This window comes from Amycolatopsis sp. VS8301801F10 (genome assembly GCF_046195355.1).
Taxonomy (GTDB): Bacteria; Actinomycetota; Actinomycetes; order Mycobacteriales; family Pseudonocardiaceae; genus Amycolatopsis.
Genome location: NZ_CP176065.1, coordinates 9,013,634 through 9,029,012 on the forward strand (window position 1 = coordinate 9,013,634; position 15,379 = coordinate 9,029,012).

The window sequence follows — 15,379 nt, forward strand, 5'->3', positions numbered from 1 at the left end:
ACCCGGGTGTGCACCGTCTGCTCAGTGGCTGAGCAGGTAGAGCACGAAGGGTCCCGCCCCCAGCAACAACAAGGCCGCGGCGTTCGTCTTCCGGTACTCCACCAGCAACGCCACGAACTCCCGCAAGAACGCGCTGGGCACGAAGTACGACGCCGTCCTCGCCCCGATCACGTTGAGCCGCAACCCCAGCTGCCGTGCCAGCACCGCCGTGCGGAAGACGTGGTAGTTGTTCGTCACCGCCAGGATCGGGCCGGAAAACCCGCGCTGCTCCAGCAAAGCGACGCTGAACCGCAGGTTCTCGCCGGTGGTCGTCGCGCGGTCCTCCAGCACGATCTGGTCCGCGGGCACCCCGGCCGCGACGAGATACCGCGCCATCGCGTCCGCCTCCGAGGTCAGTTCGTCCGCGCCCTGGCCGCCGGACACCACGAGCAACGCACCCGGCGACCGCTGCTGCACCTGCACCGCGCGGTCGAGCCGGCTGGCCAGCAGCGGCGGCACCCGGTCGCCTCGCAGTCCGGAGCCCAGAACGACCACCGCGCCGGCGCGGGCGCGGCGGGTGACCCGGCTGTAGAGAATCGAGTACAGCAGCAACGCGGTGAACAAAAACGCGAGATAGCCCGTCACGAAGAGCACCGCCATCGCCGCCACCCGCAGCAGCGGCTGATCGTCGAAAACGAGCGAACTCACCGCGAGCGCGAACACCGCGAGCAGGCCCAGCCCGGCCAGCAGCGACAGCAGGTTCGCCAGCCGCCGCCCTTCCCGCCGCAGCATCACGACGCCGTTCGCGATCAACGCCCACGGCAGGGCCAGCGCGCCGAGCCCGCCGACGAGCGCCACCAGCGCGATGACCGCGATCTGGGCCCATTCGACGTGGTTGAACAACGACAGCAGCCACAGCCCGGTGAAGAAGAGCGCGACCAGGAACCACACCGCGTTGCCGACCCGCCGGGGCTCGCGCGCGAACCGTACGGCGAACACGAGCACGGAAGCCAGCGCGAACAGCCCGGAGGTCATGGTCCAGCATTTTGTCTGGCGTGCCCGTGCGTCGTGCGGGCAGGTACTCAGAGTGACGTCGTCAGGCCCCGCGCGCGCAGCACCGACCGCTCCAGCGGGCGGAACACGGCCAGTTCGATCGCCACCCCGACGAACAGGATCAGGAAGATCGCCGCGATCACCATGGGCATCGAGTTGTACGACGAACCGTCGTTCAAATACGTGCCCAGCCCGACGCCGAGGCTCGGCGACCGGGCGATCAGTTCCGCGGCCATCAGCGAACGCCACGAGAACGCCCAGCCCTGTTTGAGCCCGGCCAGGAATCCGGGCAGCGCGGCGGGCAGCAGGATGTGCCGGGCCGCGGCGAACCGGCCGGCTCCCATCACCTTGCCGACGCGCGGCAGGATCGGCGGGATCTGGTCGATGCCCGCCACGAGGCCGTTCGCGATCGACGGGACCGAGCCGAGCAGCACCACGAAGTAGATCGCCGCGTCGTTGATGCCGAACCAGATCACCGCGGCGGGCACCCAGGCCACCGACGGCAGGCTCTGCAATCCGCTCAGCAGCGGGCCGATCGCGGCGCGCACGACGCGGACCTTCGCCACCAGGATGCCCAGCGGCGTGCCGATGAGCACCCCGGCGGCGAAGCCGAGCGCGGCGCGGTGCACGGAGGTCCAGACGAAGCCGAACACCGAACCGTCGGTGACCGTCCTCCAGAACTCGGCCCAGACGTCCAGAGGCGCGGGCAGCGTCGTTTCCGGCCAGAACGCGGCGGCCCACAGGATCTGCCAGAGGGCGACCAGCAGCACGAGCGCGCCGACCGGCGGCAGGAATCCGCGCACGAACCGGCGGCGCAGCGACGTCGGCCGCGCGCCGGCGGGGGTGTCGAGCCGGTCCAGGCCGGCGCCGACGGCTTCGTCGAGGTCGGGGGCCGCCTGGTCAGGCTGCGGCATGGGTGCTGATCACCTTTCGCAGATCGGCTGTGATCTCCTCGGCCAGCAGTTCGGCGTCGGCGGACGGCACGTCGTGCCATTCGCGCACGACGCGACCCGGACGCGACGACAGCAGCACCACTCGCTGGCCAAGCCGGACTGCCTCGCGCACATCGTGTGTCACGAACAGCACCGACGTGCCGGTGCTGCGCCACACCCGCAGCAGCTCGCCCTGCAGCACGTCGCGGGTGATCGCGTCGAGCGCGGCGAACGGTTCGTCCATGAGCAGCAACGCGTTGCCGTCGTCACCGCCGACGCGGTGGGTCGCGGCGAGCGCGCGGGCCAGTGCGACCCGCTGCCGCATCCCGCCGGACAGCTCGTGCGGACGCTTGCGCGCGGCGTCGCTCAGCCGCACCAGGTCCAGCAGCTCAGCGGCCTTCTCGCGGCGCTCGGAGCGGCCGAAGCCGGCGAGCCGCAGCGGCAGTTCCACGTTCCGGGATGCGGTCAGCCACGGCATCAGCGCGGCCTCCTGGAACATCACCGCGGGCCGCGAAGTGGTGAGAGTGATCTCACCGGCGGACGGCTGGTCGAGACCGGCGACGAGGTTCAGCAGCGTGCTCTTGCCGCAGCCGGACGCGCCGAGCAGGCAGACGAACTCGCCCGGTTCGACGGTGAGGTCGACCCCGTCCAGCGCGGTCACCGCGCTGCCCGCGGTGCCGAACACCTTGCCGACGCGGTCGAGGTGCACGGCGGCGGTCACTGGTCGCGCCAAGGTGGTGGTCATCGCGGATCGCCTTCCGGTCGGGACGTCACTTCGCCAGTTCGGGCGCGTTGACGGCGGGCAGCTGCTGTGCCTTGAGGACCTCGTTGAGCGGGCCGAAGTCGGCGAACCCCTTCAGGTCCACCACCTTGTCGACCACGCCCGCGGTCACCGAGTCCTTGGCCAGCTGCGGGAACTGCGCGGGCACCGGGTCGGTGGTCAGTTCGATGTTCGCGAAGGCGCGGTCGAGCACGGCCGGGCTGAGCGAGCTGCCGGACAGCTCCTTGAGCGCGCCGTTGACGACGGTCTTCGCCTCGGCCGGGTTCTTCTTCGCCCAGTCGATCGCCTGCAGCTCGCCCTTCAGCAGCGCGCGCACGGTGTCCGGGTGCTGCTTGAGGAATTCGCCGCGCACGATCGCCACCGTGGTCGGGAACCGGCCGTCGGGCCACAGCGACTTCTCGTCCACCAGCACCTTCGCGCCCGCGTCGGTGACCAGCCGCGACGACCACGGCTCGGGCAGCCAGCCGCCGTCGACCTCGCCCTTGCGGAACGCGTCGAGCGTCTTCGGGTTGTCCAGGTTGGTCACGTTGACCTGGCCGGCGAGGTGCTTCTCGGCGAGGAACTTCTTGAGCGCGACGTCCTGGGTGTTGGCCAGCTGCGGCGTCGCGATCGTCTTGCCCTTGAGCTGGTCGACCGAGTCGATGCCCGGCTTGACCACCAGCTGGGCGCCGCCGGTGACCGCGCCGGCCACGAGCTGGATCGCGCCCTTGGACTTGGTGAAGGCGTTGATCGCCGGCCCGGAGCCGATGAACGCGACGTCGAGCGAACCGCCGAGCAGCGCGTTCACTTCGGACGGACCGGCGTTGAACGTCTGTGTCGTGAGTTTCGTGCCGCCGAGGTTCTGCGCGAAGAAGTTCTTCTTGACCCCGATCAGCGCGGGCGTGTGCGTCACGTTCGGGAAGAAGCCGACGCGCACCTCCCCGGCGGCGCCCTGGTTGGCGGCGGCCTCGGTGCGGTCCGCGCGGGAACACCCGGCGAGCGCCCCGAGCGCCGACAGCGCGGCGAGTGCGGAAGCGAGCAATCGGGTTCGCGGAAATGTACGCACAAATGGCCCTTTCGCGGTCAACGGAACGCGGGGAGAATGACACGTTCACCCGCGAGACTGCATAGGCATCCGCATCCCGGGAAATTGTGTGGGATTACTTGACAGGCCCGGGCCTCACCTGCTTGTCAGGAGCGAGACGTCGCCGAACTCGTGCCACAGATACTCCCTTCGCACTGCCGCGTCGTAAGCCCGTTGCACCAGCTCCGGCCCCACGACGGCTTCGAGAAGCAGCAAATGAGAAGCCTCGGGAGTGTGCAGTCCGGTGATCAACCCATCGACCGCGCGGGCGGGCCGGTCCGGACCGAGCACCAGTTCCGTCCATCCCGCCGCCACGGTGACGAGCCCGCCGGGATTCGCCGCCGATTCGATCGCGCGCACCGCCGTTGTCCCTACTGCGATAACGCGTCCACCCTGGTCCCGTACCCAATTGACCAACGCGGCCGTCGTCGCCGGAACGCGAAATCGTTCGCCGTACGGCGGTTCTCCGGCTTCCGGCGAGGAGACGCCGGTGTGCAACAAGATCGGCGCGAACAACACCCCCCGGGAGACGAGTCGGGTGACCAGCTCCGCGGTGAACGGCCGGGCCGCACTCGGCATTTCCGCCGAACCCGGGTCGAGCGCGAACACCGTCTGGTAATTCGGCAACGGCCACGCGCGCGGGACATAGCCGTAGCGGATCGGCCGACCGACCTTCGCGAGATACCGGGGCACCTCGCCTTCCACTTCGATCTTCGCGCGCCACAACCGTTGCGCACCGGCGACGTGCGGCTCGCTGAGGATGACGACGGCACCGGCGGGCAAGTTGAGCCGCTCCCCCGCGTGGCCGTCGAGGAGAGGCCCGCCGGGCGCGCGGAGTTCGACGACCCAGGTGCCGTCGTCGAGTTCGGTGGAGAAGTGGAGGGTGACGACGTGGTCGCCCCGGACCGCGTCGACAGCGGCGGGCAAGGTGCCGGAAGTGTTGATGACCAACAAATCTCCGGGCTGCAAGAACTCAGCCAAGTCCCGGAAAGTGGCGTGCTGCACGCCTGCCGGACCGGCCGCGAGCAGCCGTACTTCATCCCGGGCGAGCCCGCGCGCTTCGGGTGGCACGGACGCGCTCCGGTCTTCGGCCAGGTCGAACCGGGTACGCGGAGCGGTCATGACCGCACCAGCAGATCGGTTGCCTTGAACCGGCCGCTCGGCGGGCGTTCCTCCAGCAGCCGAAGGAAAGCCGGTACCGCGGTCTCCGGCAGCGGCCGGTCCGAAATGTCCTCGCCCGGGAAAGCCGCTTGGTGCATGGCCGTGCGCAGATCTCCGGGATCGACGGCGTACACCGCGAGGTCCGGGTTTTCCACGCCGAGCACCGCGCTCACGTGGTCCAGCGCGGCTTTCGCCGAACCGTAACCGCCCCAGCCCTCATACGCCTCCACCGCGGCGTCGGAGCTGATGTTGATCAGCACTCCCGTTGCCGCGGCGAGCGCGGGCAACAGCAGCTGGGAGAGCGCGAGCGGCGCGAAAACGTTGGTGCGGAAGACAGTTTCCAGCTCGTCCGGCGGATACTCGGCCAGCGGCGGCAGCGGGCTGACGCCGAGCGTGCTGGCGTTGTTGACGAGCAGGTCGAGCCGGGGTCCGGCGGTTTCGGCGAGCTGGACGCGATGCGCGGGATCGGTGACGTCGCCGGGAACCGGGGCGAACCCGGCTTCCGCCGCGGCGGCGCGCAGCGTTTCCGGGTCGCGTCCGGTGCCCAGCACTGTCCATTCGCGACGGACGAGGGCCGAGGCGAGCGCCCGGCCCAGACCGGCGGAAGCGCCGGTGACAACAGCTACTGGCATGGGTCCCTCCAGAAGTAGGCACCTGCCAGCGTGCGACCTCTACCTTACTGGAGGTCAACTGCCCGGCGGCCGCGCAGCAGGAGATACGCCACCAGCGAAACCACGAACCCGGCGTAGTAAGCCAGATCCGCGCCGTGGAGCGCGGCGGCGACCGGTCCGGTGTAGACAGTCGTGTTCATGAACGGCACCGCCGCCGCGAAACCGACCACGAACGCCACGAGCGCGGCCCAGCCGCGCACCGGACGCTGCAGCTCAGCCAGCACATCGACCTCGCGGCCACGACGCGTGCGGCGCAGCCAATCCGGTACGACGACGCCGAGGAACGGCGGGATCCAGTAACTCACCACCAGCAGCACGTTCTGGAACTTCGCCGCCAAATCGCCGCTGTGCATCCAGAGGATCAACGCGAACGCCAGCACCGTCACGACCACCGCCGACACCGGACGCCGCACCCGCACGCCGACGGTCTGCAGCGCGAGCGAGCCGCTGTAGTCGTTCATCGCGTTGGACGACACCGCGGCCAGCGCGATCACCAGCAACGCCACCGCGCCCAGCACCCCGCCGCCGAGCAGCGTCGACACCCCGGCGGCGGTCTGGTCGCCCAATGCCGTGCCGAGCGCGAGACCGATGCCCTCGCCGATCGCGTACGACGCGGTCAGCCCGAGCAGAGTGAACCAGAAGACGCCGCTCGGCCGGGTCGAGGCGGGCAGGTAACGACTGAAATCGGACGCATAAGGAGCCCAGGAAATAGCGAGGCTGAGCGTAATGGTGGAAAACAGCACCACCGCGCCGGCGAAATCGCCGCCGGTCGCGGAATCGGCGAACGTGATCGGGTGATCAAGCACCACCTTCACCGCGAGCGCGACAAATGCGACAACCAGCACCACACTCATCACGGCCTGGACCCGGTGGATCACCGCGTAGCCGAACACGCCGAGCGTGCACTGCAGCACCAGCACCACGAGCACCGCGGCCCAGAACGGCAATCCGGTGAGCTGGGCCAGCGCTTCGCCGCCGAACAACCCGACCAGCGCGTCCCACGCGATCGAACCAAGCCATTGCACCAGGCCGGGCAGCACGACGCCGCGGCCGAACGGGAGCCGCGCGAGCGGCAGCTGGCCGGTCCCGGTGCGCGGACCCCAGGTGGACAGCCACGCGACCGGCAGCGAACCGACCACGGTCCCGAGCAGCGCGATGACGAACCCGGTGGTGAAGCCGAGCCCGAGCGTCGCGCCGAGGGTGCCGGTGAACACGGCGGTCATGGTGAGGTTCGGCGCGAACCACACGCCCGCGAGCCGCCACGGCCTGCCGAACCGGTTCGCGTGCGGGATCGGGGTGATTCCGTGCGTTTCGATCGCGAAATCCCCTGCTCCGGACGGCATCCGGCCTCCGAAGACCTCGGCGTCGATCCCGCTCATTCCCTGCCCTTTCTCCCGGCTGACCCGTGAGTCTGAACCGGAGCCCCCGGCCGCGCCAATACTCTGTGGCGTTCCCGACCCGTTCCCGGCAAGATCGCCGCGATGGGGGAAGGACGCCGCACGCCGCTGCGCCATCGCGCGTTCGCCGTTTTCTACGCCGGACGCCTGGTCTCGCTGCTGGGCAGCGCGATGACCCCGGTCGCCCTGTCGTTCGCGGTGCTCGGCAGCAGCCACCGCCCGACCGACCTCGGCGTCGTGCTCGCCGCCGGGATCGTGCCGCTGCTGGCGTTCCTGCTCGTCGGCGGCGCGGTCGGCGACCGGTTCCCGCGCAACCGGGTGCTGCGGCTGTCGAACCTCGGCGCGGGCGCGGCGCAGCTGGCCGCCGCGGCCGTCCTGCTCACCGGCCACTACTCGCTGGCCGCGCTGGCCGGCACCGAGTTCCTCGGCGGGATCTGCACCGCGTTCACCACTCCGGCACTGCGCGGGATCGTGCCGCAGATCGTCCCGCCGGAGTCTCTGCGCCAGGCGAACTCGCTGCTGGCGACCAGCAAGAACCTCACCAAGGTCGGCGGCCCGGCCGTGGCCGGGGTGCTGGTCGGCACGGTCGGCGGCGGCTGGGCGATCGCCGCGGACGGGGTGTCGTTCGTGCTCGCCGCCCTGCTCTACCAGACGGTCACGCTGCCCCCGGCGAAAAGCACCGAGCAGGACAGTGTCTTGCGCAGTGTGCGAACCGGCTGGCGGGAGTTTTGGCGGATCGGCTGGCTGTGGCGGGTGGTCACGGCGTTCACCGTCTACAACATCGTCTTCACCGGTGGCTGGCTGGTGCTCGGGCCCGGCATCGCGCAGGACACGATCGGCGCGACCGCGTGGGGCCTGGTGCTGAGTTCGCGCGCTGTCGGCGCGTTGCTGTCCGGGCTGGTGATGTACCGGCTCGCACCGCGGCGATTGCTGCCGCTGGGACTGATGTGCGCGGCCGTGACCGCGTTGCCGTTGCTCGCGCTCGGCCTGCACGCGGCCTTCGCCGTGCTGGCCGTGGCGAGTTTCCTGGCCGGATTCGGCCAAGGCGTCATGGGCGTCGCCTGGGACACGACTATGCAGGAGAACATCCCGCGGCAGCTGCTGTCGCGGATGGCGGCGTTCGACGATTTCGGTTCCTACGCGGGCATTCCGGTCGGCGAACTCCTGGCCGGGCCGCTCGGGTCCGCGTTCGGCGCGCCGCAGGTGGTCCTGATCGGCGGATTCCTCCTGGCCGCCACCGCGCTGTCCCCGCTGCGTTCCCACACCGTCCGCGCGATTCGGCACCCGCCGGTCCGCGTGCCGTGAAAGAAGGGCCTGCCAGGAGATCCTGGCAGGCCCTTCTCTTTCCCTCCTCGGTCACACCAGCAACAGGAACGCCACTCCGTTCGGCGAGCCGAGGCCCGTCACGTCGTCGTAGCCCTTGGTCGTGTGGATCGTCAGGTTCGGGTAGTCGAGCACCCGGGCCGAGGTCTTCAGCCCGGCCGAGGCGTCGACGCCGTTGGCGAAGTCCACGCGCTGCACCGCGCCGTCGACGTGCTGCACGTCGTGGATCGCCGACGTGCGCGACGTCAGCTGGTACAGCACCGGGTTGATGAACCCGTGGTGGACGTGGTCGAGGCTGTCGGCCACCGCCATCACGCCCGCGAACACCGGCGACGCGAGGCTCGTGCCGCCGATCCGGTACTGGTCGTAGTAGACGCCGTCCGGGAAGGTCTGCGTCTGCCCGACCAGGAAGCCGGTGTTGGGGTCGGCGACCGCGGAGATGTCCGGGACCACGCGGCCCTTCGCGCCGCCGGTCTGGTTCTTCGTGGACAGCGCGTCCGGCACGATTCCCTTCTGGTAGAAGGGCTGGCCGAACAGCCGGCTCGTGCCGCCGCCCGCGCCGCCGTTGAACGCGCCCGGGAACGCCGGGGTGTAGACGCCGTTGGTCAGCGTCGACTTGCCGGTCTCCCAGCCGGTTTCGAAGATCCGCTTGCCGTCCTTGCCGACCGCCAGCGACGTGCCGCCGACCGCGGTCACCCACGGAGCCGACGCGGAGAAGTCCGGCGACGGCGTGCCGAGGCGGGCGACCTCGTCCCCGTTGTCGCCGGAGGAGAAGTACACGCCGATGCCCTCGAGCACCGCCTGCAGCGAGATGTGGTTGAACACCTTGACCTCGGCGGCCGGGATGTCCTCGCCGGTGTCGCCGTAGGAGTTGGAGATGATGTCGGCCTTGTGCCCCGCGACGACGTAGTTCAGCGCGGTGTCCAGCGACAGGTCTTCGCAGTCCTGCCCGCCGACGTACAGGATGTCCGCCCCCGGCGCGAGCCCGTGCGCGGCCTCGACGTCCAGGGTTTCCTCGCCGTACCAGCCGGAAGCGTCGCACTGGTCGGGTCCTTCGAGGACCGGGTTGGGCGGGAAGATGTGCTGTTTGAACTGCTGCTGGGTCAGCGGGTGCGCCGGATCGTTGCGCTTGGCGTACTCCGAGGCGTCGGCGTAGATCGTCGGCGACGCGAACGCGTCCACGATGGCGATCGTGGTGCCGCGGCCGTCCGCACCGAACTTCGCGACCTGGTCCAGTCCGTACGCCGAACGCAGCTGCGCGGGCGTGTAGCCGCACGGCGCGTAGGGAAGCTGCTTGCCGTTGTACGCCGGGTCAGTCGTGTCGGTTTTCTCGCCGTAGTAAGCACTGCACGGCCCAGAATTGCGGAACCCGTTGCTGGGCGGCGCGGTCGACGGGCTGCCCTGCACCCGCGACTGCTTCTTCGCGACCGGGTCCGCCCCGTCGGTGTGGTCCGGCTTGAACAGATTCGTCGCCTGGTCGACGCCGATCACGCCGAGCACGTCCTTCGCCAGCGAGGCCGGAACGGACAGGTCCTTGTCCGCCGCCCGCAACGTCTGCCCCTTGACCTGGTACTTGCCCAAGGTCACGGCGAACGCGCGCTGCACCTGATCGGCGGTACCGGTCGCCTCGACGTAGGCTCGGTTGGACGGAACCTCGCCAATCCGGAATCCGCTTGCGGACAGCCAATTCTTGACCGCGGACACCGTCTGGTCGCTGGCCGCGAACTGGTCCCGCACCTGATCCGGCGACAAATAATGCCGGTAGCCGCGACTGTTCGGATCGGACACCGACTGCGCGGCAGCCTCGGCCGCGCCCTGGTCCTTGAGGTTCAAGTAAACCCGGAAGTCCATAGTGGACGACCCAGCGGTGTCGGCCACCTTGGACTGAGGATTGGCCCACAACGGATGCGATTGCGGAATGTCCGCCCGCCCCTGAGCCGACGCCACGGCGGGCGAAGCGGCTAAACCGCCCGCGACCGCCAGCGAAAGAAACATGGTGACGCTTCTACGCACAGCAACTCCCTCGTGTTGCGCGGCCTCAACCCCGCCTGCCGCCGCAACGAGATTAGGACCGCCCCCACCCGCCAGGGAAGCATCCGGCTCCCCGGTGCGGAACCGTTATCTGCCCCCCTCACCGCACACAAGGGACAGTTGCGGCCAAAGTCCGTTTTCCCCCACACCGTCCACACCGGAATGTGCCGGAAAAAGAAAAACGCCCGTTTTCAGCACGCGCCACACAGCACGAGACGCCCTGCCGCACCACCTACGAACGTCGCACACTCCCAACCGCCAGCACCCCAACACTCACCCACCCCCTCGCTTCCCTAAACAGGCACCGCTGCACCCAAACAGCGAGGCACCCAGCGCCTCCCCCGCACCCCGATACGAAGCCTCCCTGCGGTTCGGGGGTGCTTGTCAAGGCATCTTTCCCGCCTTGACAAGCACCCCCGAACCGTCAGCACAATCAAGCTTCGGGGTGCCCCACGCCGGGCTGGGGCGCAATGTCGCCGCCAGGCGACGAGCCGCCCACCCACAAACAAACCCCCAGTGACATCCCCCGAGATATCACCCCATATGGGGTATTCCTCCCCCAGCGGATCTAGCTAACCGCCCCCAACGCTCCTAGCATGCCGACCATGGGGACCTTGCCGCCAAGGCGGGTAAATTGATTTCGCTGACCTTCCGGATCCTGGGGCCGCTGGAGGTCGTCGCCGAGGGACGGGCCGTGCCTTTGGGCGGCCCGAAGCCCCGGCTGCTGCTGGCCGCGCTGGCCCTGCAACCGAACATCGTCGTCTCCACCGAGGCACTGGTCGAAGTCCTGTGGCCGACCACCGCCCCCCGCTCCGCCGCCGCCAACATCCGCACCTACGTCCACTCCCTCCGCCGCCGCCTGGCCGAAACCTCCCCCGACCTGGCCGACCGCATCACCAGCCGCGCCTCCGGCTACCTCCTCACCGTCCCGGAAGACGAACTGGACCACCTGGTCTTCACGAGACTGGCCACCCAGGCCTGGGAATCCCAAGAAGACCCGGAAGCCGCCCTGGCCCTGCTGGACCAGGCACACTCCCTCTGGCGCGGCGAAGTGCTGGAAGGCCTGCCCCACGACCCGACCTGGGGCCCTACCGTCGCCCGCCTCGACGAACTGCGCCTGGCGGTACAAGAACAACGCCTGCGCGCCCGTCTGGCACTGGGCCGCCACAACGAAGTCATCGCCGAACTCCGCGCTCTGGTCACCGAACACCCGCTGCGCGAAGAACTCTGGCACCACCTCATCACCGCCCTGCGCGACGCGGGGCGCGCCACCGAAGCCGCGGAAGCGTACGAGCTGGTCGAACAAACCCTCGCCGACGAACTGTCCGCGAGCCCCGGCGCCGCGCTCCGCGAACTCCGCACCACCCTCGAAGTCCCGTGCGCCAAAGTCCCGCCGATCTGCCAGCTCCCCCTTGACCTGCCGGATTTCACCGGCCGCGGCGAGGTGACCGAGCACCTGGTCGCGAAACTGCGCCGGCACGCCGAAGCGGAACGCCCCGCGGTCGTCGTCCTGTCCGGCGCGCCCGGCATCGGCAAATCCTCGATCGCCATCCGGGTGGCGCACGCGGTCCGCGCCGTGTTTCCCGACGGGCAGTTGCATGTGGACTTGGCCGGGACCTCGTCGTCGCCGCGCTCGCCGCTGAGCGTCCTGGCCGAACTTCTGCGCGCCCTGGGCATCCCGGACTCCGGTCTGCCCCGGGACCTGGCAGAACGGTCCGCGCTCCTGCGTTCGCAGCTCGCCGGACGCCGGATGTGCATCGTCCTCGACGACGCGGGCAGCGCCGCCCAGGTACGCCCGCTGCTCCCCGGCGCGGGCGGGTCCGCGGTGCTGGTCACCAGCCGGATCCGGCTGCCCGACCTCCCCGGAGCGCTGCCGGTCGACGTCGACCTGCTGCCCGAGCAGGAAGCCGCCCGGCTGCTGGAAGGCATCGTCGGCCGCGAACGGGTGGCCGCCGAACCCGAGGACGCCGCGGCGATCCTGCGCCAGTGCGGGCATCTGCCGCTGGCCATCCGGGTGGCCGGGGCCAAACTCACCCACCGCCCGGCCTGGTCGCTGCGCATCCTCGCCGACCGCCTCCACGACGAGCACCGCCGCCTGGACGAGCTGCGCGTCGGCGACCTGGCCGTCCGGGCGAGCGTGACCCTGAGCTACGACCTCCTGCCGATGTCCGCCGCCGCGGCCTTCCGCCGGCTCGGCGCGCTGGGCCCGGTCCAATTCCCCGCCTGGGCAGTGGCCGCCGTGCTGGGCCGCCCGTCCGCCGACGAGGTCCTCGACGTGCTCGTCGACGCACATCTCGTGGAACTGGTCGCCACCGACGTCGCGGGCCAACCGCGCTACCGCCTGCACGATCTCCTGCGCGTCTACGCCGCGGAGCTGGCCGGGCCCGACGAAACCCGCGCCGCCGTCGGCCGCGTGCTGGAGGGATATCTAGCGCTGGCAGTAGAAGCCGCCGAGCGCATGCCGATCCACTTCTTCGGCCAGTACCACGACGACGCCGACCTGCCCCTGCCGCCGGACGCGGACCGCCTGCTGACCGACCCCGCGGCCTGGTTCGCCGCCGAACGCGCCACCTGCGTCGCCGCCGTCGGGCTGGCCGCCGATCACGGTTTCGACGACCTGACCTGGCGGCTCACCGTCGCCCTCACGCCGTACTTCGACCTCCGCGGCCATCAGGACGACTGGCACGCCACCCATCTGCTCGCGCTGGAAGCAGCCCGCCGGGCCGGCGCGGTCCGCGGCGAGGCGGTCGTCCAGCGCAACCTCGGCCAAGTCCTGCTGTACCAGGACAACGACGCGGACGCGATGGTCGCCTTCGAGGCAGCACGCGAGCTGTACCAGCGCATCGGCGACCAGCAAGGACTCGGCGAGGCCTACGCCGGTCTCGGCACCGTGCTGCGGATGCAGGGCCGGACCGACCGCGCGCTCGAACCCTGCCACGAAGCGCTCCGGCTGTTCCGCGAAGCGGGCGATCCGCACGGGGAAGCGGTGATCCGGATCGCGATCGGCTCGATCTGGGTCGCGCGCAAGTGCTACGCGACCGCGCGCCGCTGGTACACCGACGCGCTGGAGCTGTCCTGCGAAATCGGCGACCGGCACCGCGAAGCCCATGCGCTGCAACGACTCGGGCTCCTGCACCAACGCGAGGGCAACCTCGCCGAAGCCCGCGAACACGTCACGCGCGCCATCGCCGTGTTCACCGATCTCGGCGACGACCACTGCGTCGGCTACGCGAACCAAAACCTGGGCGCATTGTGCCTGTACAGCGGCGATCTCGCCCACGCGCAACTGCTGCTGGTGAACTCGCTGAGCGTGCACCGCCGCAACGGAGACCGCCGTTCCGAAGCCGAAGTGTCCCAGCTCCTCGGCGAACTCCACTCCGCGCTCAGCCAGCCGGAACGGTCGCGCAGCTACGCCGAACGCGCGCGGGCGATCCGCCGCGAACTGTCCGCCGGCGCCCCGGTCGACGACCGGCCGCGCAAGACCGGACCGCACCGGATCGTATCCGCCTGACGCGCGGGCCCGGTTGCGCGGCCAAACCCGCGCGCCGGGCCACGATGCGCTGATGAACACCTGGAAAGCCGCTGGTCACGTCCTTCTGGCGGTAGCAGTTGTCGCTTTGTCGACTCCGGCACCCGTCTCGGCCAAGCCGAAGCACGGCAGGAGAGTGCTGGAAAGACCGCTGACCTACCGCCTCTACGCGACCCGCGAAGGACTCGTCGGCAGCACCACCTCGAGCGGCCACCGGATCACCGAACGGGACCATTTCGTCGCCCTCCCGTCGACGAAAACGGTGTCGCCAAAGGGAAAAGGCGCGTTCACCGTCCGGGTGTGCCGCACCGACGGCACCCGCTGCGAGTACGCGCCGGTGTGGGATGTCGGACCGTGGAACGAACACGACGACTACTGGAACCCCGCCGACCGTCGCGCGAAATTCGCTTCACTGCCGCAAGGCGTACCGGAAGCCCAAGCGGCATACCAAGACGGCTTCAACGGCGGCAAGGACGAACGCGGCCGCACCGTGCGCAACCCAGCGGGTCTCGACCTTGCCGACGGCACGTTCTGGGACGGCCTCGGCCTGAAAGGCAGCAGCTACGTGGACGTCACTTTCCTGTGGACCGGCGACTCTCCGGCCACCGCGGTGGTGACCGGCGGGGCGCCCCTGGTGGTGCGCACGTCCGCGAGCGACGACGCACCGCCAGCCGGATTGGCCGCCGTCGGCGCGCAGGTGCCGATCGAGTGTTCCGTGTCGGACGGCGCCACGCACTGGAACCGGATCGGCCCCGGACACTATGTGCCCGAGGCCGACCTCCGCGCCGACACGGCCGTGCCGTCTTGCTGAAACTCAGTGATGGTGGTGAGCGTGCACGACGGCGTGCCCCCGGCCGCGGCCGATCATCCACTTGTTGACCGGAACCGTGACCACGAAGGCGATCGCGAGCGACAACACCAGCGACAGCCAGAACAAGCCGCTCGACAGTCCCGCGTCCATCGCACCCGGGATCGCCACGACGACGGTGTTGTCGATGACCTCCATGACCGCGATCGACACCGTGTCGGCGGCGAGCGCGACCTTGAAGGCGGCCCCGAGCGCGAGCCCCGACTTGAGCACGCCGCGCATGGTGAGGGCGTAGCCGAAGACGAACGCCAGCGCGATGGACAGCACCACGGTGGCGGCGTTGTGCAGGCCGAGCGCGGTGCCGAGGACCATGCCGAGCACTTCGCCGATGGCACACCCGGTGAGGCAGTGCAGCGTCGCTTGAGCGGCGGTGGACCAAGACGCTCCGTGCTGGTGTTCGTTCATGCCGCCGACTATACCCCTCAGGGGTATTAAGGGTGCAAGGTCGCCCGATGTGATGACTGTCGCCCGGCGGCTCCGGTGAATCGGTATAACGGGAGGGGTAGTGATCAACTCGGCGCTCGCGGCATCGGCGGACGGCAAGGCCGGAGTCCGAATTGGACGGTCTGCTGACCGCTGTTCGCCTCAGGC

12 protein-coding genes are annotated in these 15,379 nt (G+C 69.9%); 3 read left to right on the forward strand and 9 right to left on the reverse strand.

The window, feature by feature from the left end; translation table 11 throughout:
- Positions 1–21: 21 nt before the first annotated feature.
- The 7 genes from F9C11_RS41320 to F9C11_RS41350 all read right to left on the reverse strand — a co-directional run bounded on the left by F9C11_RS41320 (position 22) and on the right by F9C11_RS41350 (position 7,019).
- Positions 22–1,014, reverse strand: a complete 993-nt coding sequence (locus F9C11_RS41320; protein WP_409182757.1) for a YdcF family protein — start codon at positions 1,012–1,014, stop codon at positions 22–24.
- Between the two features lie 47 nt (positions 1,015–1,061).
- A complete protein-coding gene (locus tag F9C11_RS41325; protein ID WP_409182758.1) occupies positions 1,062–1,946 on the reverse strand; it encodes an ABC transporter permease in 885 nt (294 codons plus the stop codon).
- Positions 1,933–2,709 carry an ABC transporter ATP-binding protein gene (locus tag F9C11_RS41330; protein ID WP_409182759.1) on the reverse strand — a complete coding sequence of 259 codons (777 nt, stop codon included), beginning with the start codon at positions 2,707–2,709 and terminating at the stop codon, positions 1,933–1,935. The genes F9C11_RS41325 and F9C11_RS41330 overlap by 14 nt, the downstream gene beginning before the upstream one ends.
- A 25-nt stretch (positions 2,710–2,734) precedes the next feature.
- Positions 2,735–3,790: an ABC transporter substrate-binding protein gene (locus F9C11_RS41335; protein WP_409182760.1), complete on the reverse strand. Its 1,056-nt coding sequence runs from the start codon at positions 3,788–3,790 to the stop codon at positions 2,735–2,737.
- 114 nt (positions 3,791–3,904) lie between these two features.
- Positions 3,905–4,930 (reverse strand): S-adenosylmethionine:tRNA ribosyltransferase-isomerase, encoded by a 1,026-nt coding sequence (locus tag F9C11_RS41340; RefSeq protein ID WP_409182761.1) that lies wholly within the window; start codon positions 4,928–4,930, stop codon positions 3,905–3,907.
- Complete coding sequence (locus tag F9C11_RS41345) at positions 4,927–5,601, reverse strand: SDR family NAD(P)-dependent oxidoreductase (protein ID WP_409182762.1); 675 nt, start codon at positions 5,599–5,601, stop codon at positions 4,927–4,929. Before F9C11_RS41345 ends, F9C11_RS41340 begins: the two co-directional genes overlap by 4 nt.
- A gap of 44 nt (positions 5,602–5,645) precedes the next feature.
- Positions 5,646–7,019: a purine-cytosine permease family protein gene (locus F9C11_RS41350; RefSeq protein ID WP_409182763.1), complete on the reverse strand. Its 1,374-nt coding sequence runs from the start codon at positions 7,017–7,019 to the stop codon at positions 5,646–5,648.
- A gap of 102 nt (positions 7,020–7,121) precedes the next feature.
- Here F9C11_RS41350 and F9C11_RS41355 point away from each other — a divergent pair, with 102 nt between their 5' ends.
- Positions 7,122–8,342 carry an MFS transporter gene (locus tag F9C11_RS41355; RefSeq protein WP_409182764.1) on the forward strand — a complete coding sequence of 407 codons (1,221 nt, stop codon included), beginning with the start codon at positions 7,122–7,124 and terminating at the stop codon, positions 8,340–8,342.
- A 51-nt stretch (positions 8,343–8,393) separates the two neighbouring features.
- Here F9C11_RS41355 and F9C11_RS41360 read toward each other — a convergent pair whose 3' ends face one another.
- Entirely contained in the window at positions 8,394–10,373 is a 1,980-nt protein-coding gene (locus F9C11_RS41360) for a protease pro-enzyme activation domain-containing protein (protein ID WP_409182765.1), read from the reverse strand.
- A 652-nt stretch (positions 10,374–11,025) separates the two neighbouring features.
- Between F9C11_RS41360 and F9C11_RS41365 the strand changes: the two genes are divergently transcribed.
- Together F9C11_RS41365 and F9C11_RS41370 are read left to right on the forward strand one after the other, a co-directional pair.
- Positions 11,026–13,902 carry a BTAD domain-containing putative transcriptional regulator gene (locus F9C11_RS41365; RefSeq protein WP_409182766.1) on the forward strand — a complete coding sequence of 959 codons (2,877 nt, stop codon included), beginning with the start codon at positions 11,026–11,028 and terminating at the stop codon, positions 13,900–13,902.
- A 52-nt stretch (positions 13,903–13,954) separates the two neighbouring features.
- Positions 13,955–14,731, forward strand: a complete 777-nt coding sequence (locus tag F9C11_RS41370; RefSeq protein WP_409182767.1) for a hypothetical protein — start codon at positions 13,955–13,957, stop codon at positions 14,729–14,731.
- A 3-nt stretch (positions 14,732–14,734) separates the two neighbouring features.
- Here F9C11_RS41370 and F9C11_RS41375 read toward each other — a convergent pair whose 3' ends face one another.
- Entirely contained in the window at positions 14,735–15,193 is a 459-nt protein-coding gene (locus F9C11_RS41375) for a DUF4396 domain-containing protein (RefSeq protein WP_409182768.1), read from the reverse strand.
- Positions 15,194–15,379 lie beyond the last annotated feature (186 nt).

Excerpts from the sequence above, each read along its gene's own strand:
- F9C11_RS41375 (WP_409182768.1), bottom strand. The coding sequence starts at position 15,193 with ATGAACGAACACCAGCACGGAGCGTCTTGGTCCACCGCCGCTCAAGCG.
- F9C11_RS41325 (WP_409182758.1), bottom strand. The coding sequence starts at position 1,946 with ATGCCGCAGCCTGACCAGGCGGCCCCCGACCTCGACGAAGCCGTCGGC.
- F9C11_RS41370 (WP_409182767.1), top strand. The coding sequence starts at position 13,955 with ATGAACACCTGGAAAGCCGCTGGTCACGTCCTTCTGGCGGTAGCAGTT.
- F9C11_RS41320 (WP_409182757.1), bottom strand. The coding sequence starts at position 1,014 with ATGACCTCCGGGCTGTTCGCGCTGGCTTCCGTGCTCGTGTTCGCCGTA.
- F9C11_RS41355 (WP_409182764.1), top strand. The coding sequence starts at position 7,122 with ATGGGGGAAGGACGCCGCACGCCGCTGCGCCATCGCGCGTTCGCCGTT.
- F9C11_RS41345 (WP_409182762.1), bottom strand. The coding sequence starts at position 5,601 with ATGCCAGTAGCTGTTGTCACCGGCGCTTCCGCCGGTCTGGGCCGGGCG.
- F9C11_RS41350 (WP_409182763.1), bottom strand. The coding sequence starts at position 7,019 with ATGAGCGGGATCGACGCCGAGGTCTTCGGAGGCCGGATGCCGTCCGGA.
- F9C11_RS41340 (WP_409182761.1), bottom strand. The coding sequence starts at position 4,930 with ATGACCGCTCCGCGTACCCGGTTCGACCTGGCCGAAGACCGGAGCGCG.
- F9C11_RS41330 (WP_409182759.1), bottom strand. The coding sequence starts at position 2,709 with ATGACCACCACCTTGGCGCGACCAGTGACCGCCGCCGTGCACCTCGAC.